Annotated in this window: 11 protein-coding genes and 1 pseudogene; 7 read left to right on the forward strand and 5 right to left on the reverse strand. The window is 55.0% G+C overall.

Annotation, left to right across the window (positions count from 1 at the left end):
• Nucleotides 1–135: 135 nt before the first annotated feature.
• Nucleotides 136–1233, forward strand: a complete 1098-nt coding sequence (locus H1D41_RS02870; RefSeq protein WP_228847497.1) for a Hint domain-containing protein — start codon at nucleotides 136–138, stop codon at nucleotides 1231–1233.
• A 21-nt stretch (nucleotides 1234–1254) separates the two neighbouring features.
• Here H1D41_RS02870 and H1D41_RS02875 read toward each other — a convergent pair whose 3' ends face one another.
• Nucleotides 1255–1851 (reverse strand): YceI family protein, encoded by a 597-nt coding sequence (locus H1D41_RS02875; protein ID WP_228847498.1) that lies wholly within the window; start codon nucleotides 1849–1851, stop codon nucleotides 1255–1257.
• 89 nt (nucleotides 1852–1940) lie between these two features.
• On the opposite strand from H1D41_RS02875, the gene H1D41_RS02880 reads away from it, so the two are divergent.
• Nucleotides 1941–2363, forward strand: a complete 423-nt coding sequence (locus H1D41_RS02880) for a MarR family winged helix-turn-helix transcriptional regulator (RefSeq protein ID WP_228847499.1) — start codon at nucleotides 1941–1943, stop codon at nucleotides 2361–2363.
• 160 nt (nucleotides 2364–2523) lie between these two features.
• The gene (locus tag H1D41_RS02885; protein ID WP_107497059.1) at nucleotides 2524–3759 is read left to right on the forward strand and encodes an aspartate kinase; all 1236 of its coding nucleotides are present in this window, start codon (nucleotides 2524–2526) and stop codon (nucleotides 3757–3759) included.
• Between the two features lie 68 nt (nucleotides 3760–3827).
• Here H1D41_RS02885 and H1D41_RS02890 read toward each other — a convergent pair whose 3' ends face one another.
• From H1D41_RS02890 to H1D41_RS02900, 3 genes are all read right to left on the reverse strand, one after another.
• Complete coding sequence (locus tag H1D41_RS02890; RefSeq protein ID WP_228847500.1) at nucleotides 3828–4514, reverse strand: outer membrane beta-barrel protein; 687 nt, start codon at nucleotides 4512–4514, stop codon at nucleotides 3828–3830.
• 67 nt (nucleotides 4515–4581) lie between these two features.
• Complete coding sequence (locus H1D41_RS02895; RefSeq protein ID WP_228847501.1) at nucleotides 4582–5733, reverse strand: SH3 domain-containing protein; 1152 nt, start codon at nucleotides 5731–5733, stop codon at nucleotides 4582–4584.
• Between the two features lie 132 nt (nucleotides 5734–5865).
• Complete coding sequence (locus H1D41_RS02900) at nucleotides 5866–11559, reverse strand: hypothetical protein (RefSeq protein ID WP_228847502.1); 5694 nt, start codon at nucleotides 11557–11559, stop codon at nucleotides 5866–5868.
• 340 nt (nucleotides 11560–11899) lie between these two features.
• Here H1D41_RS02900 and H1D41_RS02905 point away from each other — a divergent pair, with 340 nt between their 5' ends.
• The gene (locus tag H1D41_RS02905; RefSeq protein WP_228847503.1) at nucleotides 11900–13033 is read left to right on the forward strand and encodes a helix-turn-helix transcriptional regulator; all 1134 of its coding nucleotides are present in this window, start codon (nucleotides 11900–11902) and stop codon (nucleotides 13031–13033) included.
• 195 nt (nucleotides 13034–13228) lie between these two features.
• Here the strand turns inward: H1D41_RS02905 and H1D41_RS02910 are convergent.
• A pseudogene (locus H1D41_RS02910) lies at nucleotides 13229–14260 on the reverse strand (transposase).
• A gap of 328 nt (nucleotides 14261–14588) precedes the next feature.
• Between H1D41_RS02910 and H1D41_RS02915 the strand changes: the two are divergent.
• Genes H1D41_RS02915 through H1D41_RS02925 form a run of 3 tightly spaced genes read left to right on the forward strand, consistent with a single transcriptional unit; the run spans nucleotide 14589 to nucleotide 19787 of the window.
• Nucleotides 14589–15161, forward strand: coding sequence for an ImuA family protein (locus H1D41_RS02915; protein ID WP_228847504.1), 573 nt, complete (start codon nucleotides 14589–14591; stop codon nucleotides 15159–15161).
• On the forward strand, nucleotides 15091–16578 hold the full coding sequence (locus H1D41_RS02920; RefSeq protein WP_228847765.1) for a DNA polymerase Y family protein: 1488 nt from the start codon (nucleotides 15091–15093) through the stop codon (nucleotides 16576–16578). Before H1D41_RS02915 ends, H1D41_RS02920 begins: the two co-directional genes overlap by 71 nt.
• Nucleotides 16575–19787, forward strand: coding sequence for an error-prone DNA polymerase (locus H1D41_RS02925; RefSeq protein ID WP_228847505.1), 3213 nt, complete (start codon nucleotides 16575–16577; stop codon nucleotides 19785–19787). Before H1D41_RS02920 ends, H1D41_RS02925 begins: the two co-directional genes overlap by 4 nt.
• Nucleotides 19788–19945 lie beyond the last annotated feature (158 nt).

Here is a 19945-nt window from a genome sequence, read left to right on the forward strand (position 1 = left end):
CTGTAAATACGTCTTCCTTTCAAAAGTTCAGTCTGGCCTGTGCGCATTTTACCGTTTTTAAGCGGTGTCTCTCAACGCCTGTCAGCCTGCGTGACTTAGCAAGTTCCCTCTTCGACCGCGCAAAAGGATACGGAAATGGCTACGATCGACTTCGCAATTCTGCTGGCAAATGGTTCGCAGACAGTCGTGGATGATGACGGACAAAGCGTTACAATCACCGCGACCTTTACCAGCGATTTTTTTGTGAACGGTTCAGGAGATGTCCAGACCGATAACGCAGTTGATACAGATGCGGATTCCTTCACTCTGACGTTTTCCAACCCGGTTGAAAACCTGACATTCACGGTTGGTGATGTGAACTCCAACGGCTTTCAGGGCGGCTTCAATGACCAGATGGTTGTGGAATCGACCTTGAACGGCACACCGGTTGTCACCACCCTGAGTTCCGGAACCAGTGGTACAACTGCGGTTTATGAGGCGCCGTTTGATACCAACATTACGCAGACCGTCACTGTCGCCGGGCCATTTGATCAGATTACATTGACGAACTTCGATCCGGATCAGCAGCACGGGTGGCTGTTTCTGAACACCGCCGAGGTTCAGAATGTGGTCTGCTTTACAGCAGGCACATTGATCGCAACCCGAAACGGCCAGATCGCCATTGAAAATCTGAAACCCGGTGATCTGATCATGACCCGGGACCGGGGTTTTCAGCCTTTGCGCTGGATTGGGACGAAAGAGATCACCCCCGCTATGCTGCGGCGGAATGAAAAGCTTCGGCCCGTGCGCATCAAGGCAGGCGCCCTGGCGCGGGATCTGCCCGTGCGGGATCTGCAGGTCTCCCGTCAGCACAGGATGCTGGCGGTGTCACGCATTTCCGAACGCATGTTCGGCGCAGAAGAAGTATTAATCGCAGCCATCAAACTGACGGAACTGCCTGGCATTGATGTTGCCCCGGTGGGCGGTCCTGTGACCTATTTCCACATGCTTTTTGAACAGCACGAAATCGTCTATGCAGAAGGCACCCCGACAGAAAGCCTGCATACGGGCACTGAGGCGATGAAAACCCTGCCACACGCCTCTGTTGAAGAGATTTCCATCCTCTTCCCGGAACTCATGGGGGGCAAAACCTCCCGCCCGGCGGCGCGGATTATCCCAGACGGAAAGCGGCAGAAGCAATTCGTGTCGCGGACGGCCAAAAACAACCGTCCGCTTGTCTCTCAGCTGGTCTGACAGCTGCCTTCAGGGCCGGATTTATTCGGCCGGCCAGCCGCCTGCGCGCATTTCGGCGGAGATTTCCAGGCGCACAACATCACTGGTCAGAGGTGCGTACAACCCGACGCCATATTCGCTGCGCAGCAGGGATGATGTGGCTTCGACGCCAATCCACTCACCCTGATAAAAATCAAAATAGCCGCCCAGCGGGTGGCTGCCCATGAACTTCATATTCACATCCAGCACCGCAGAATGCGTGTTGTCCTTAACGGTCAGATCCCCGATCAGACGCATGGTTTCAGCACCTGTCTGTACCGCGGACGTAGAGGTGAAGCGGATCTCAGGGTAGGCTTCTGCGTTGAAGAACATTTCGCCCTTCAGTTCATCATCAAGGGCCACAACACCGGTATGAATGCTGGCCGGATCAATGGCGATATCGGCAGAGGTTGCGGTTACGTTTTCTGCATCAAACTCAATTGTACCAGAAATGCCCAGCCATTCGCCGTGCTGTTCTGTCAGCCCCGCATGGTTCCAGTAGAAACGCACTTCGGTATGTGTCGGGTCCAGTACATATGTTTCCGCGATTGCGCCAGACGCGGCCATCAGCAGCGCCGCTGAAGTCATCAGTGTCTTCATCATCTTATCCCTCACATATAGATGCATTTGCATCCATATTGCAGATCAGGATTCCCAAATCCAGCCCGACAAGGTAACAACTGTGTGAGATGACTGATTTTGAAACCAGAGAAGCGGCCTGGATCGCACTGAACCAGATACATGCGCGCGCGCATCGCAATATCGAACGGGCGTTGCAGGACGCCGGGATGCCCCGGCTGGACTGGTATGATGTGCTCTGGGCGCTGGAATGCGCGCCGGATGGGGTGCGCCCCTATCAGATGCAGGAAGCCCTGCTGTTTGAACAATCCGGTTTTTCCCGCCTGGCGATGCGACTTGAAAAAGAAGGGCTGATTATACGCCGGAAAGATAAAACGGACGGACGGGGCCTTGTTCTGCATATCACTGATCAGGGCAAAGCGCTGAGGGGCAAAATCTGGCCTGTGTATCGGCAGGCCATTGATCAGGAAATGCGACACGCATCAGAACAGAAAGACTGTCTGACGGCTCTTCTGGATCTTCCCCGGAAGTGAGACCCCGTTTTCTTTGAAAGAAAACGGACCGGAAACTTTCAAAGTTTCCGGCTGCACAATTTTCAGGCAGTCACAGGTTGTTATCTGCGCAGCTCTTGCGGTGCCCTTCTGAAACCCCTATGAAACGCTGGATTTATTGGCGCTGGGTAAAGGAAAAACCATGCCGCTTCTGGTGATGAAATTCGGGGGCACCTCGGTTGGTTCGCTTGATCGCATTAAACGTGCGGCCAAGAGGATCGGCGTGGAAGTCGCCAAAGGCTATGATGTTATTGTGATTGTCTCGGCAATGTCAGGCAAGACCAATGAACTGGTGGGCTGGGTTAATGAAACCTCGCCGCTGTATGATGCACGTGAATATGACGCTGTGGTCAGCTCCGGTGAGAATGTCACCGCAGGCCTGATGGCCCTGACCTTGCAGGAAATGGATATTCCCGCACGCAGCTGGCAAGGCTGGCAGGTGCCGCTGAAAACCACGTCTGCGCATGCAAATGCCCGGATCGAGGAAATCCCAACCGACAATATGAACGCGAAGTTCGGCGAAGGTATGCGGGTTGCTGTGGTTGCAGGCTTTCAGGGCATCTCGCCTGAAGGCCGCATCACCACATTGGGCCGTGGCGGGTCTGATACCACAGCTGTGGCTTTCGCAGCCGCCTTTGAGGCAGAGCGTTGCGACATCTACACCGACGTCGACGGGGTTTACACCACCGATCCGCGTATTTCGAACAAAGCCCGCAAACTGGACAAAATCGCGTTCGAGGAAATGCTTGAACTGGCATCTCTGGGTGCGAAAGTTCTACAAACCCGGTCTGTTGAACTGGCGATGCGCTTTGGTGTGCGTCTGCGGGTGCTGTCCAGTTTTGAAGAAAATGACGAAAATTCCGGCACGCTTGTCTGCGCCGAGGAGGATATCATGGAATCTAATGTAGTGGCCGGTGTGGCCTATTCCCGCGATGAAGCCAAAGTCACCCTGGTGTCCGTTGCGGACCGGCCAGGCATTGCAGCCGCGATCTTCGGCCCGCTATCTGAAGCCGGCGTCAACGTCGATATGATCGTGCAGAACATTTCTGAAGATGGTCGCACGGATATGACCTTCTCCTGCCCGACCGATCAGGTTGCCCGCGCAGAAGCTGCCATGCAAGCGTCAAAAGATGCAGGCGACATCAACTACCATGATCTGGTGGCGGATACCGATGTTGCCAAAATTTCTATCGTTGGCATTGGCATGCGGTCCCACGCCGGGGTTGCGGCGCAGATGTTCAAAGCGCTTCAGGATGAAGGCATCAACATCAAGGTTATCACCACATCCGAGATCAAAGTCTCTGTGCTGATTGACCGAAAATACATGGAACTGGCTGTTCAGGCCCTGCATGACAGCTTTGAGCTGGAAAAAGCCTGAAAACAGGTTTCCCCAAATTAGAAACGGGCGCCAGCGGCGCCCGTTTCTGTTTCAGATCTTCATTCGGATCAGAACGTATAGGAAGCACCAAAGCGAAGCTGCACTGCATCAACCCCGGTTGAAGTCACATTCACCGGGTTTGTGAACTCTGGCGCATTAAACTCTGAGTACAGAACTTCTGCACGGGCAGACCATTTTTCATTGATACGATAGCCTGTGCCCAGCCCCAGGCTGAATCCAAAAAGTGTTTCATCAAAGTCGCATGGACCTGCGCAAGCACCTGTATCGGCGCTCCCCGAAACGCTTGCAGCTGCCAGCCCCCAGGTTGCAAATGGTTTCCAGGCCCCAATTTCCTCAGCATAGACAAAACGCACCGAAACCATATTGTCGATTTCCAGAGTACAAGCTTGGCCAGGGGTAATACAGGGTGGAGCACCAAGCTCTTGACGCCCTGAAGCTGCGCCACCCGCCATTACATCTGCTTCGACGGCAAGACTGAAATTCCCGTTTCGGCGCAGGACACGTCCATACCCAATGAATGGCACATTATCTGTCAAGCTCACTTCAACAGGGAATCCTCCGAACCCGGGCCCTCCTGCAGTATACGTGTAGCCCGGCCCGGAACTGACAAATGACAGCCCCCCATAAACATAGTTATCCTGAGCGTTCGCGGCATTCAAAGTGCAAACGATGACTGCAGCCGCAGCAAACCCACTGGCTTTAGATACAAACATCAACTTCTCCCCTAAGTTCACTTGTATTGACCTTGGGTTAACCAATTAAATAAGTTGATTTTGAGGCAAAACTGAACTGCAATTGACTTCACGGCCAAACGTTACAGCACCCATTTAACGTTTGAGTGCCGCCGGATTGCCCCGGGGTATTCAGAGAAACAGACATCGTATAGCTAACATCTGACATCCCATCCGAGCATTGCTGCGTTTTAATCAGCCCCGAATAGGGTGGCGCCGAAAAGTTGAACGGATAGCTGCCCGTCAGTGAAGACGGGGTTGTTTGCACCAGCGAGCTTTGTGGCCCCGGGCCGCCAATCAGCGAAGTATAGGTTGTGGTGCGGTCATCGGCTATCTCAAAGGTCCAGTAAGGTTCCGTGCCACGACAAAGGATGCCAAGAACAAACCCGTTCGCCAGGGTCACAGGGGCAGCGCCGGAGCCAGAGCTTCCGCCATTTCGTGTGAGGTAGCGGATGTTTACGTAACCTGCAGTTTCTCCATCCGTGACATAGGCCCAATTGCCGCTTGCCATGCCTAAAACCTGCACATCCACGCCAGGGGCAAAGTGGCCGATGATGTTGCCTGATGTGCCGGGCGCATCCCGAAAGTTCAGGCTGTCGTCCGCGGCCACGCCGCTGACGATGAACATCGCTGGCAAGCTGCCGCCATCAGGGGCCGTCTGCGGTGTGGGGGATGGCATCGGCTCAGGTGTTGGTGTGCCTGTCGCCTGTAAGCTGTTCAGATAGGCCGCACTGACCCAGCCCACACCGGTGCCGGCGGAAATCATTGCCCATGCCCCATCACTACTGCGCTGAATTACATGCACCTGGGTGCGATTGGAAAGAACACCAATGTTTGCGTGGTTGGATCCTGGTCCATCGCGCACAACCAGGCCGCCATCCGGGTCGCCAGCTTTGATGCCGGTCACTTCATGGGGGCCTGTCGTAACTGAACTGCCATCCGCCCGGCTGGGGGATCGCAAGTATCGGGAGGAAACAAATGCAAGCTGCCCCTGATAACGCACCTGCGCCCAACGTCCGGTTTCATCATAGCCAAGTATCACCAGAACCTGACCGGGTTGAATATCACCTATATCTGGGAAGCGGGATCCGGGCCCTGTGCGTACATTCAGGGTATCACCCTGAGGCACACCTGTGACCTGCATGAAGGATGTTTCCGCCAATCCCATGCCTCCCGCCAGAAGATGTGCGACGACGAGTGATGCAAACAACGTATTCTTCATAATATATCACTTTCATTGATCTGAAAACGGCGGGAAAATTGTGCCTTTTCAGTCCGGCAAGGGTCGTTAATTCCGACAGAGAAGTTCTAGTGATCAACTGGGCCACGCATTGGGAGCGCAGCCCAATTTCATTCAATTAAGGCAGATACCATTGATCCTGATGCGACATTCTGTTGGCTCAGCTGGCCCATCCGTTTCAATCGTCGGATTAACCCTGATCGGAATACACTTTCCGTTGATCATCGGCAGGCCATTGCTACATCTGCATTGCGTTTCCGAGACGTTTCTTGCGTTCTCACGATCGATACAGGAACAGGCGTTTCCATCCGGATAGGTTGAACGCCGGTCACAATCCGGTCCGGTTTCCGGGACGGGCTGTGGTGTGGGGGCAACGACTTCCTGACACCCTGCACCTGCCACCAGACTGAACCCCGGCTGACACCGGCAGGACGTTGCATTGCGGCGCGTCATGTTATCGTAACGACAAGCACAGCTTTCGCCCTGGGCCACGGTGGTGCTGGTGTTGCATTGCAACGGTGGGGCTGGCATCGGCGCAAGATCAACCGTGATACAAGACGCCTGGCCTGCGGTCTGCAACGGCAAACCAAGAGCGTTGAACAAAGCATTGTCAAACTCGCGGCTGCCCGGCAAACCAAGATCGCTGCGCAATGTGCTCAGGGCCGCATAGGTTTTGTTACCAGCGACGCCATCAACGGGCCCTGCCTCCAGGCCGCGATCGTTCATGATCTTCTGGATCAATGCAACCCGCTGACGATGATCAGCTGTCACACCTGTGGTGCCACAGTTCCGGATGCTGCCACCTGCGCGCAGGCCCTGGACATTCATCCGCAAGTCAACATGGGTTGAAGCCCCCGGTGCCAGATTGACGGCTGCGTTCGTGCAAGAGATCGCATCGCGCACAACCGCGCCACAGGTCCAGTCATTCCCTGCAATTGCAGTCGCCGATCTGAGTCCCGGATTGCCGGCTGTATCAGTGACCACCAGTGGCCCGAAATATGGCCCGGTGCCGGTGTTGATCACACTTAACCGGAACCCACAACTATAGGTCTGACTGGCGCGATTGGGTTCACATGGTCCGGTTTGTTCTTTGAGGATGGTCAAAACCGGCGACTGGGTTGGAAGGACTGGTGGCTGAACCACTTCATCCTGCTCCAGTGATACGTGGTCTTCGTCATCCCCCAGATAAGCACTTTCCGATTTTGGCATGGCTTGCATCACCTCAATCAGCGCTTCTGTTTGTGCTTCGGTCATTCGCCCCCTATCGGGGCAATATGCACGCGCGATGGCTTCAAATGCCGGAATGATCTGGGATGAGTCAGGAATGTGAATTACGTCTGTCGTGAGCGGATCGAACGCAGCATTGCCCCCTGCGGTGACAAGGTCCGGCCCAAGCAGTGTCGACAGGCTGGTGGCAACAGATGTGTATCCAAGGGCGACCCCGACAACACGGCTGCCCTGGTTGCGCAAAGCGTTCAGCGCCGGTAACGCAGCATTTATGTTCTGCGCATAATCGCCAGGGAAAGGCTTGCCTGGAACCCCATCAGAAATGAACAAAACCAACGGTTTATCTGTCATGCCAGACACGGAAGTGTTTGTGGCAGACATGCCAACCTGCCAGTCTTCGTGCCCCCATGCAGAAAAACCACCAATCGCGGCTTCTAAGTCGGGTGAGGGCAGCAGTGCAGATGGTCCACCAATGATATTTGCCGATTGATTGAAAATGATCGCACCCGATCTTGAACCGCCGCCTTCAAAAACACGCAGCGCAGCAATAAGAGCCTGTTTGGTAAGCGGCAGACGATTGTGCAGGTTCATGGATCCGGATCGATCAATAAGAAACAGCGTATCAAAACCACATCCAACCGGGATGACAGGTGTGGCGATGGTATCGGTAACCGAACCCACCTCAAAACTGCCTGTTCCGAGCGTCGGTGTGGAAGGTGTAACAACATCCCCGATCATAGGGCCTGCGCCCCCAACAGACGAAAGCGGGAAGGTCACGGGAACACAAGATTTACCATTTCCACCCATTGGCCCATGTAAGCCCAGCGCGGCAATATCGACATACGCACAATTCTGGGCCTGAGCGCCATTCAACGGGCGCCCCGCTGGCCCCTGGTAGGTGCCGGTAAACGGGATGGTCAGAACACCACCCGGCGCGGAGATGATATCATCAGTGGTGATATCACACGCGCTGGACGTGCCGCCATTCATCTGGCCACCGCCACAGGCGTTTGTCGCCCCCATAACCTGGCCATAAATTGCAGTTTGGGTCGCCGATGACATGAGTTCATCTGTGACACGAACCTGCAGCCCGGCAGGAAGGTTCTGACCTGTTATGGTCAGGGTACAGGCGACAGTCCATTGGCCCGCAGTCGTTTGCTGAGCAGGCGAACAGGTTTTCACCAGATCAATGTCAGGATCTTCCAGGGTTGGTGCCGGGGCGATTTCAAAGCAATCACTGGCGATGGGCGCCGGAAGGCCATTCGGCGTTGGCTGACCGACGCTGAGTGACACGCAATTCTCTGCGCCGAATTGATCCATCGCCGCATTCATCATCAGATCAACCGTAAGCGTCGAGGTGCCAGAGGCCGGAAACTGAGTGCCCTGGATGCCGCAATAAGGCACGTTGCCCTGACCCGGGGCAGAATACGGCGGGTTTGAGCAAGACCAGGGATCAGCCGAGGTGATGCTTTGGATTTGCCCCGCGCCGGAGTTTGTCCCGAAATGCAAATCTTCGGTGATCCAGAGTGGGTCTGTGAACGGAACCCCGTTCGTCGTCACAGTCAGGGTGCATTGATAGGCCTGCACCCAGCCTGTGTCGCCAAGGATATGTCGCTCACCTGATGGCTTGCAGGATTTTTCGACATCAAAACGCACCTCTTCAATTTCCCCGGTGATATCCACGCAGTCAGCTGATCCGACGACCTGATCACCGATGCGCACCTGAGCACAGTTCCTGAATTCTTCTTTTTGCAGAACCCCGTTCGGGATTGCGATATGGGCATCTATCCGATGGCCCGTGTTGCTGTTGAAATCAGCCGCAGAAATTGTGCAACTTGCCCCATTCGGGAATGCAGGTTGCTGGCAAACCCATCCATTTGGCGCAGCGGGCGTGCCCGTCAGGCTTTGGATATATTGGGTTGCCGGTGCACCGGATGCTGTGGTGAACAATTCATCCACCGTCAGCGGGCCAGTGACGGTACCACTGACGGGCGGGTTCACATGGATTGAACACAGGTAATTGGTGTTGCCGCTTTCTGTGCCGGTCACCCGACAGTTCTTTTCCAGCGGAATAACCGGAGGCTCTTTGGGGGTGTCCCAATCGACACTCACACAATTGCCCTCTACAGCCCGTGCTTCACCAGACGTATTCGAATAGCTGCCTGACACGCAATTTTCCCATTTCACACTGTTGCCCTGATCGGCTGCGAACAGATCGAAACTGATTGTTTCAACACCGGATGGTGAAAATGCACTGCCAACAATTCCACATTGGGTTTGCGGCTGCGGGAAGGTGCCACCACAGGTCCAGGCCGCGTTGCCGGACTGATAACCAATGATATTGGCGCTGGTTGTGCCAGATATGTTGTTGGCGTCTTCAAGGAAGCTAAAACTGCCAGAGAACGGCGCAGGATTGGCCGCAACGGTGATCTCGCAGGACCACAGCTTTCCGTTGACGCCATCATGCTGTCCATCACGTGGGGTGCCGCAGAATTTGGACAAAGCTATTTCGTTGGGTTCAGGATCATCGATAGAGATTTCGGGCTTAATCACACGCCCAACACACATCGGGACCGTTGGGTATTCATCCGCCACGGTTTCGGCACGGCCCCTGATGCAGTTCTCCCACTCAATCGGTTGATTGGGATCCGTGACCGCCGTGAAAAGTTGATAGGTAACGAGATGCGGCGCTGTCATCACAGTGCCATCCAGAGTGCAGCTCAGCTGATCTGTGCCAATCCCCTGACAATTCGGTTCCGACGCTGACAGGAATTGTGCTGAGCCAATCGAAATGTTGGAAGCATCATCATCGAAGGTGAAGGTCCCGCTAAATGGTGTTGGGGTAACCGTGATCGACGCTTCGCAATCCCATGTGTATCCCAGCACACCATTGACAACGGCCTGCACAGGCTGATCACAGCTTTTGTTCATTTCCGCGCGTTCGATTTTAGGGGTTGGGGTCGTGCCTGGCAGATCCAGGATTACGCAACCATCGGGCAATCCTTGTTGAGAATTAGCCTGCGGGCTGCGCATCGGCGGTTCGGCGTTGCGCTGTCCCGCAGCCCCAATAAACGATGTGGGTGATGTATCTGACATTGGACAATTGACCACCTGGCCACCTGTCTGGTCAGTGGTGAATTCAAAGCTTACATTGATCACCGAGATGCCACCAGCTGCCGCCATATCGGCCGCAGCCAGTTCACATAAACCAAGAGAGCTGGGCGTGTTAATATTCAGATCAACACAGGACCAGGGTTCGTTTGAAGTGATGTTCATCATTGTGCCGGCAATCGATGCCGTCACCGGCGCGAGACCCGCAAAACCATCGCCCGCAATGACAAAACTACCCGGTACAAGATTGGTGCCTGTTACTTCGATCTGACAGTTCAGGGTCATCGGACCAGAACTGACAGGGGCAATCGGATCGCAGGTTTTGACAGCCCCGACGACAGGTGAAGTTGCTGGCATCTCCCATTGAGTTGTCACACAACTTTGCGGGAAGCCAGGGGAATGACCATCCTTAAAATACCGCACATCACCACAATTTTCGACTGTATGCAGCGCGGGTGCTGGTGACCCCGTCAGGAAAAGCTGCACATCAACCGCTTCACCATTGAGTGTGTCAAAGCCATTGCCCCCGACAAGGCACAACAAGCCATTATTGTACGAGCAATTCAAATTTCCCGATTGGGAGGTCATTGATATAATTTCAGCGGTGCTTCCCGTTGACGGCGTCACCAGATCGGTGACATGCACAATGCCTTGATTAGGCTGGACATTGAACACGCCCTGAACATCAATCACACAGTCCCACAACATACCTGATACACCATTGTGAACACCTGCAACGGGGGGTGAGCAGGTCTTGGTTACTGTGGCCTCTGTTTGCACGGGAACGACTGGTGTGTCGCACGCGACCTCAACCGAGGCCTCGTCCATATTCACACTGTGACCAAGTTCGGCCATAAAGGCGTAAAGCTGGCCCGCCTCAACAGGGGCCTGTACCGTCATCGGCGTCCACGGATAGGTCTGGGTGCTGCCAGCGGTCAAAAGAAACGGCATCTTTTCAGCATCGAATTGTGTCTTCAGGGCCGTGACAAGTTGCGCGGTTGTCGCGGGCGCAACGCCGAAACCAACAGGAAACGCTGGGATTTCATTAGAAACCTGCAGCACTGCCAGGCCACCTTGCGTACTGCGAAATGTGAATGGGTCAGTTTGCGGTGGAACTTCGCTCCCCGTGCGCGTTGGTCCGGTTTCTCCATGTCCTTCGCGGTTGGTCACTTTCATGCTTGCCGTCGCTGTACCACGACAACTGGGCGTGAAATACTGCCACGCATAAAGCGGGATATTACCGCTATCGATGTAATACTGGGTGACACCTGCAGGCGCCCCGGATGCGTCAGACTCGGGACCTAAATCCAGATAATCAAACCCGCCCGGCCCATCGACAGCCACCAGGTTTTGCGTGTTCTGGATAACCGCTGTGGGTGAGACAGTTGCAAACATCCAGGGCGAAAGATCTTCGTCAAAGCGATTGCCATACTGCGTTTGGGGTGCGCCATCAAACCCGCCGTCTGCCAAAATATTTTGTGCGCTCGCCCATGACGGCGCAATAAGGCAGGTAACCAATCCGAGTGCTAAAATGCGTGAGGCTGCGGTGGGGATGCATGCGGTCATGATGGAAATTCCAATTCAAATACTTTTATCAACCAAGGGTCAGGCAAGGTTGCTTGTAAGGATAAGACGGGCATGCTTTGATGCGAACTACCATATGGTAGTGCTTGTGAAATATGTTGGAACTGAACCGCGAATTCTATGCTCGAAGTCCATTAAATTACTTTCTTTCAGTGGGTTGAAGTGGTAGGTATGGAAATACATACCTTCCACCTTCTTTTTTCTATGCAAGGCAGAAGGACGCTTTATGAATACACTTGGGGCCACCTGGCGTGGGGTAGGGAATGCCTCCGTTCTTCAAAGGATGCCGACAGTGGAAGACCTATTTGAACAACTTGAAACGACACTCGCATTGGCGACTGAAGACGCACAATACTGGGATCCCTCTCTGGATATCGTCGTTGAAATTCTTGGCGCGCGCGGGGCACTTTTTCCGGCCACTGATCCATTCTTCCGCGGGATGTGGATGGCCGGAACCCAAAATATGAAAGAAGCTTTGCCCCGCTACCTCAGCGACGGCTGGTTTAAGAACGATCCGCGCGAAGCAGTACTGAAGCGTATGATGGAAAAGGGACATGCCTGCGACCATGATGTCTTTCCCGATCGTGCCATAAAAGACCAGATACCGATTTATCGCGATTACCTTTATCCGTTAAATTTTGGGGTTTCCTATTGCGTGCGTATTATAACGCCAAATGGGTATTGGGCGCTGGCAATCCATTTTGACAATGATCATCCAGAAATCAGCCCTGCTGCTGCGATTTTGATTGAGCGTATCCAGGCGATGTTCGCCAAAGCAACGACACGTGCGGATGAATTGGCCCATAAACGCATCGCAACATTCGCACAATTTTTTAAGGGCACTGAATCCGAAGTTTTCGTGCTTGATGTAGATGGGAAGGCCTGCTTCAGCATCAACAGCGACGGCAAATTGCAAGCCCAGACACGCATGAACCATTTGTTACCCGAGGAAGTGAGTGAAGACATTGTCGCAGAAATACGCGAACTTTGTGTCAGTGATCCCAACCTGTCATTGAGCCGCGCCTTTCAATTCAACACTGACAGAAACAATACGAACGTATTGGTCATTCAGATCCCTCCCGGTTTGCGTCATTTTTTCATGCACTTCAAAGTATGCGCTATTCGGACTGAATGCAGTGTCGCCACCGGTCTGAAACACACGCAACTTCGAGAGAATTACGGTCTGACCGCATCAGAAATTGCGACTGTTGATCTGCTGGTGGATGGAAATACGCCAAACATGATCTCTGATATTTTGAGTCTCAAAGTGTCTACGGTTCGACAAAGGCTGAAGCAAATCTTTGAGAAAGTTCAGGTGAACAGCCAGGTAGAACTGATTGGCTTCCACAACCGTTTATGATCGTTCTGCGGAACACTCCATTCGCAAAGCTGTCAGACGCACGCTTCAAACTCCCCCATCTAAACCGCATCCTGATCGAACCGCACCCATTGCCGCAAATCCGCGATGAGGTTGTTCACAGCCGATTCTGTTGAAAAACACCATGCTGCACTTGCAGAAATGAACACTTAGAACCGGGCTCGAGCGCCTTTCTTATCAGGCTTTGCACGTTTGCTGCGGAGCTGGAAATATCTTAGCTAGTTTGCGGAGGTTCTGGGCAGTTGCGGCGAGGAGAAATTCGTCATTTGGGCCGTTTGGTCCCCGCAATCGCAATCGTCCCAACCCGAGGATGCGTTTCAGGTGGGCGAATTGCATTTCTACTTTCTTTCGCAGCCGCATCGAGACTTTGTATTGTCTGGTTTTGGCAATATCGCGGGCAACCTGACGGGCGTCTTCATGTTCCTCACGGGTGATTTTGCGCGCATCCGCTTTTGGGCAACACAGGGCCTTCGAAGGACAGGCCTGGCATGTGTGTTTCAGAGCCTGATACCTGGCAACGCCTTTGCCTGTCGGTTTTCGGTTCGGGTCAGAATAGTTGCGCCGGAACTGCTTAAGCGGTTCGCCCTCAGGACAGATATATTGGCTGTTCTCAGGATCCCATTCGAAATCAGCGCGAGACCATGTACCCTCTGTACGACCTGACTTATCCAGCACAGGAATGTGAGGTTTGATGTCGCGATCTACGAGCCACCCCAACATCGGCCCTGATCCAGAGGCGCTATCCATTGCCCACCCACTAAGCCGTCCGAAATGCAGCGCGCAACAGTCTTCTCGAAGAGGTGGCGTAGCAGTTCGCTTTCCCGAAATCGGCCATGTCTGTTCTTGGAAAAGGTCGAATGATTTGGAATTGGATCAGACAGATCAAGGCGGCAGAACCAGCGATAGGCAAGATTTAGATGGACCTCTTCACAAAGGCGTCGCTCCGACCGGATCCCGAAACAGTAGCCAACTAACAACATGCGGATCAGAAGCTCAGGGTCGATGGATGGGCGGCCGGTGTGGCTGTAAAACTCAGCAAGATATTGGCGGATATCACCGAGGTCGACAAACTGATCAATTGAACGTAGCGGGTGATCCTGTGGGACATGGCCTTCCAGCGAAAACTCATTCCCTCTCATGGCTTGTGATACAAACCATTGCCGGTCGACGAAACAGCGCCGCCTGTGCTTCCTGCTTAGGTCCCGGCATCGCGAAATCCCCCAATCAATATGACAATTGAATCAGCAATCCACTCGACGATCAAGGTAGAGTTTTTCAACAAAATTCGCCAGTTACCGACCCTCATGGCGCATCTCAAGGAAACCAGCACAGACGGCTTTGCGCTTTCGGGGCTACCTTGCAATCCTGAGACCGTCTGAGAGGATGGAGTTTAACAATCTGGAGTGAGCCTGTGTTTGTCACAGTGAACGGCGCCAACTGTATTTCGATGTTGATGGGGAGGGACTGACGCCCGATGGCACGGCAAGGGCCGCTTCCTCAAATTGAAATCAAGAGTGCCTTCCTTTAGGATCCGGTTATGTTGTCTGATACCCACCTCCCCTTGCCTTTGCGACAAACCCGTGTTCACGAAGTGTGTGGCGGTGGGGCGTTTTGTTTCGCGGCGATTTCTGTCGGGCAAAGCAAGGGGCGTGCGCTTTGGATACGTCAGGCCTGGCGATCAGATCATCTGAACCCGGCTGGCTTATCAGCGTTTTGCAATCCCTCCCGGATCTTACTGGCGCAGATTAAAGATCAGATGGAAGGTCTTGCCGTGATGGAAGAAGCCTTGCGTGATGGCAGCCTGTCACATGTTATTATTGAGCTTGACCAGCCCCTTGATCTGACAGCCGGGCGTCGGTTGCAGCTGGCGGCAAAGGACGGCGGCACAACCGGGCTGTGCATCATTCCGGACGGCATGGGCAGCAATGCGGCTGAGACCCGCTGGCGCTGTGATCCGGTGTTTGATCCCGATCGCGCGGACTCGACTCTCATGCGGTGGTCGCTTATTAAGAACAAATCAGGAACATTGTGTGATTGGTATGTTCGTTGGAACCCGCATCAAACCAACCCGGCGGATCGTCTCGCTGTGGTTTCCCCGCCTGGCCAGTGACCGGGTTCTGCGCGCACGTCCAATAAACGGCCCCTTCGCCCTGACCCTGATTGAACGCAATGCGAACCGGATTTACTGCCTGAATAAAGCCGCGGAACACCAGGGATTGCATCAGGGCATGCCTTTTTCCGATGCCCGTGCTTTTTGCCCGGACCTGCACAGCATGCCTGCGGATATACAGGCGGATCAGGCATTTCTTCTGACATTGCACCGCTGGGCGACACGGTATTGTCCCTGGGTCGGGCTGGAAGGTGACGATGGGCTGACCCTGGATATCACGGGGTCTGCCCATCTGTTTGGCGATGAAGCCGCCATGATTTATGACATGCAACAACGCCTGGCGCGTGCGGGTATCACTGCGCGTCCCGGCCTGGGTGTCAGTCGTGGTGGGGCCTGGGCGCTGGCGCATTATAGTGATGATCCGACGCCCGATGACATGCAGGCTGCCCTTGCTGCTTTGCCCGTTGCAGCCCTGCGCATTGATCGCAAAACCGGTATCGCCCTGCAGCGACTGGGGCTGCGTTTCATTGGTGACCTGATCACCACGGAACGCGCCCCCCTGGCCCGTCGATTTGGACCGGATCTGTTGTTGCGGCTGGATCAGGCGCTTGGGGTGCAACCTGAAAATATCACCCCGCTGAAAGACCCGCCCCATTACGGTGTGCGCATGACATTGCCGGAACCTATTGGTCTGTGTGCCGATGTCATGGCGGGGGTTGATCGTCTGTTGGTGCAGCTTTGTCAAAAGCTGGCCACGGACGGTGTTGGCGCGCGTGTGCTGTTGCTGACTCTGCGTCGCGTGGATCAACAAGCCCAGGAGGTTGAGCTGCGATTGGCGCGCGCGTTGAATGATGCCCCCCGTATTCTGCCGCTGTTTCAGCGCGGTGTGGATGGGGTGGATGCCGGCTTTGGTATTGATCAGTTGCACCTGATGGCAACTCAGGTTGAAACGCTGCCGGTGCAACAGACCAGCCATGTGTCTAACGGTGGAAAGGATCAGCTGGATGATCTGATCACCCGGCTTGGCGCGCGGATCGGGCTTGAGAATATTCAGCGTTTTCTGCCCGCCGACAGTCACATCCCAGAACGCAGTTTCATCATTGCGCCAGCGGCTTTTTCCGAACCGGATGACGCGTGGATCGCATCACAACCCCGGCCGACCCACCTGTTTCCGCCAGAACCCATTGCCGGAAACACACCGCAGCCGCCGGATCATTTTCGCTGGCGGCGCATGGCTTTGTCCACCGGACGTAAATATGGGCCGGAACGTATTACGCCAGAGTGGTGGATGGCGGATGAAAACTGGCGCGCGGGCGTGCGGGATTACTGGCGGGTGGAAACGCGCCAGGGGCGTAGATTGTGGCTATTTTTCACGCCACAAAACCCGGCATGGTTTGTGCAGGGGGAATTCGCATGACCTACGCGGAACTCTGCACCACCAGCAATTTCACCTTTCTGACCGGGGCTTCTCATCCGGAGGAACTGATCACCCGTGCGGCAGGCCTGGGGCTTAGGGCCATTGCGATCACGGATCACAATTCTCTGGCCGGTGTTGTGCGGGCCTGGTCTGCTTTGAAAGTTCTCAGAGAGGAAAACCCGGATGCGGCCCTGCCCAGGCTGATCACAGGATGTCGCCTGGTCCTGCGTGACAGCACTGTTGAATGGCTCGCCCTGCCCACAGATCGCATGGCCTATCAGCGCCTGACGCGGTTACTGACCCTGGGAAAACGACGCGCCCCGAAGGGGGAATGTCATCTTGATCTGAAGGATCTGATGGATCACGGCGCAGGAATGATCCTGATTGCCCTGCCCCGTGATCTGAAGACCGCCCCGCCTGATATTCACTCGGTTCAACGCCGTTTTCCCGGGCATGTGTTTCTGGGCACGGCCCCGCGATATGACGGCAGCGATCAGGGGTATTTCACCGCCTGCGCTGATCTCGCCTTACGGTGTTCCGCGCCCATGGTTGCGGTGGGGGACGTGTTGATGCACCACGGCAAACGTAAGAAACTGGCAGATGTTTTGACCTGCATGCGCCATCACATCACCATTGATCAGATCGGCACCCGTGCCCTGCCAAATGCCGAACGCCGCCTGAAGGGCCATGCGGATATGGCGCGCCTGTTTCGTCATCACCCCGCAGCGATCAGGCGCACAATGGAAATCGCCGCCCGCTGTAGCTTTGATCTGGGCGAGCTCAGCTATGAATACCCTGATGAGATCGCAGATGGTGAAAGCTCTATGGCGCGGCTGGAACGTCTGGCGCGCGAAGGGCTTGTTCGACGCTATCCGAAAGGGGCCAGTGAGAAAGCGAAAGCGCAACTTGAGAAGGAATTAAAGCTGGTCGCGAAATTGGATTTCCCCGCCTATTTCCTGACCGTGCATGACATTGTGCAATATGCGCGCAGCCAGGGCATCCTGTGTCAGGGGCGCGGATCGGCGGCGAATTCGATCATTTGCTACCTGCTGGGCATCACCGATGTCAGCCCGGAAACCATCACCATGGTGGTGGAACGTTTCGTGTCTGAACACCGGGGCGAGCCGCCAGATATTGACGTGGATTTTGAACATGAACGCCGCGAAGAAGTGATCCAGTGGATTTACGAACGCTACGGGCGGCACCGGGCCGGGTTGTGTGCAACGGTCATTCATTTTCGGTCTCGCGCAGCCATTGGCGAAGTCGGTAAAGTCATGGGGCTGTCCCAGGATGTCACCGCCGGACTATCGGGCCAGATCTGGGGCATGTCGGATGGTGGGGCCGATCCCGAACGCATACGAGAGCTGGGCCTTGATCTGAACGATCGCCGCCTTGCCCAGACGATCAGATTGATTGGCGAAATCATTGGTTTTCCCCGCCATCTGTCCCAACACGTCGGCGGTTTTATCATCACCAAAGGGCGTCTGGATGAGTTGTGCCCGATTGAAAACGCCGCGATGGAGGACCGCACGATTATCGAATGGGACAAGGATGACATTGATGCGCTTGGCATCCTGAAGGTCGATGTTCTCAGCCTTGGGATGTTGACCTGTATTCGCAAAAGCTTTGATCTTTTGACGGAACACGAAAGCCAAAATCTAAGCATCGCAACCGTGCCACAGGCCGACAGTCAAACTTATGATATGTTATGTGTGGCGGATGCGATTGGGGTGTTTCAGGTCGAAAGCCGCGCACAGATGAACTTCCTGCCGCGCATGCAGCCCCGTAAATTTTACGATCTGGTGATCGAGGTCGCGATCGTACGGCCTGGTCCGATTCAGGGCGGCATGGTGCATCCCTATATCAACCGTCGCCAGGGGCGTGAAAAGGTCAGTTTCCCCTCGGAAGATCTGCGTGGTGTCCTGGGCAAAACCCTTGGCGTGCCGTTGTTTCAGGAACAGGCCATGCAGATCGCCGTGGTGGGTGCGGGCTTTACGCCAGAAGAGGCCGATAAGCTGCGCCGATCGCTTGCGACCTTTCGCAAGATGGGCACCATTGGCACGTTCCGGGATCGGTTCGTGAATGGCATGCTGGACCGTGGCTATACCGAAGATTTCGCCAACCAATGTTTCAGCCAGATCGAAGGGTTCGGCGAATACGGCTTTCCCGAAAGTCACGCGGCCGCCTTTGCCATGCTGGCCTATGTGTCCGCCTGGCTGAAATGCCACCATCCCGCCATCTTCGCCTGTGCGCTGCTGAATTCCCAGCCCATGGGGTTCTACGCCCCCGCCCAGATCGTGCGCGATGCCCGTGAACATCAGGTCGAGGTGCGCCCCATCTGTGTGAACGCCAGCGCCTGGGACAACATGTTGGAACGCCGCACCGATGGTGCCCTGGCCATGCGGCTTGGGTTTCGCCAGATCAAGGGGTTTCGCGAAGAAGACGCAGGCTGGATTGTCGCCGCACGCGGCAATGGGTTTCAGGACCCGGAAAGCGTCTGGCTGCGCGCCGGTGTTGCGCCTGCGGTACTGGAACGTCTGGCCGAGGCCGACGCCTTCATCGGCATGGGCCTGACCCGGCGCGATGCGCTTTGGCAGGTGAAAGCGATCCGCAGTCAATCCCCCCTGCCCCTGTTTAACGACCCGATTGATGGCGAAAGCATTGATGAGCCCGCCGTCACCCTGCCCGGCATGCATCTGGGCGAAGAAGTGGTTGAAGATTACGTCGCCACCCGCCTGACCCTGCGCGCCCATCCGATGGAACTGCTTCGTCCTGCGATCCCGGGTCTGATCCCACATGATCAGCTGCAACATGTGCCTTTGGGACGCGGCAGTGTCTGTGGCCTTGTCATCACCCGCCAACGTCCCGGCACTGCCTCTGGTGTGATTTTCCTGACGCTGGAAGATGAAACCGGCGTGTCCAATATCGTGGTCTGGCCGAAGGTCTATAAGCAATTCCGCCGTATCGTGATGGGCGGGCGATTGCTGCGCGTAAACGGCTATCTGCAACGCGAAGGCATCGTTGTGCATCTGATCGCCCAGACGATTGAAGACATGTCACATCGCCTGACGGAACTGGGCCACCCGATGGAAGACGCAATCGGCATCACCCGCCCCGAAGCCGACGACGCCCCACGCCCCCAACGCGCTAGCGCCCGCCACCCCCGCGAACAAGCAAAACGCCTGTTTCCCAGTCGGGATTTTCATTGAGGTTCAATCAGAAAAAATGCCCAACACAAAATGTTACGCTTTCTGCATTTTGTAACGGGCTGTAACATTTTCCGCAACACCCCAATGCATTGATACTATTGAATAATTATACATATATTGCGATAAATACAACATAAGTGTATATGACTAGAAGTGCG

It is taken from the genome of Halocynthiibacter styelae, from assembly GCF_016123485.1.
In the GTDB taxonomy this organism is placed as follows: domain Bacteria; phylum Pseudomonadota; class Alphaproteobacteria; order Rhodobacterales; family Rhodobacteraceae; genus Halocynthiibacter; species Halocynthiibacter styelae.

Coding starts and splice junctions, on each gene's coding strand:
- H1D41_RS02920 (WP_228847765.1), top strand. CDS start 15,091: ATGTTCGTTGGAACCCGCATCAAACCAACCCGGCGGATCGTCTCGCTG.
- H1D41_RS02895 (WP_228847501.1), bottom strand. CDS start 5,733: ATGAAGAATACGTTGTTTGCATCACTCGTCGTCGCACATCTTCTGGCG.
- H1D41_RS02905 (WP_228847503.1), top strand. CDS start 11,900: ATGAATACACTTGGGGCCACCTGGCGTGGGGTAGGGAATGCCTCCGTT.
- H1D41_RS02870 (WP_228847497.1), top strand. CDS start 136: ATGGCTACGATCGACTTCGCAATTCTGCTGGCAAATGGTTCGCAGACA.
- H1D41_RS02880 (WP_228847499.1), top strand. CDS start 1,941: ATGACTGATTTTGAAACCAGAGAAGCGGCCTGGATCGCACTGAACCAG.
- H1D41_RS02925 (WP_228847505.1), top strand. CDS start 16,575: ATGACCTACGCGGAACTCTGCACCACCAGCAATTTCACCTTTCTGACC.
- H1D41_RS02915 (WP_228847504.1), top strand. CDS start 14,589: ATGTTGTCTGATACCCACCTCCCCTTGCCTTTGCGACAAACCCGTGTT.
- H1D41_RS02875 (WP_228847498.1), bottom strand. CDS start 1,851: ATGAAGACACTGATGACTTCAGCGGCGCTGCTGATGGCCGCGTCTGGC.
- H1D41_RS02885 (WP_107497059.1), top strand. CDS start 2,524: ATGCCGCTTCTGGTGATGAAATTCGGGGGCACCTCGGTTGGTTCGCTT.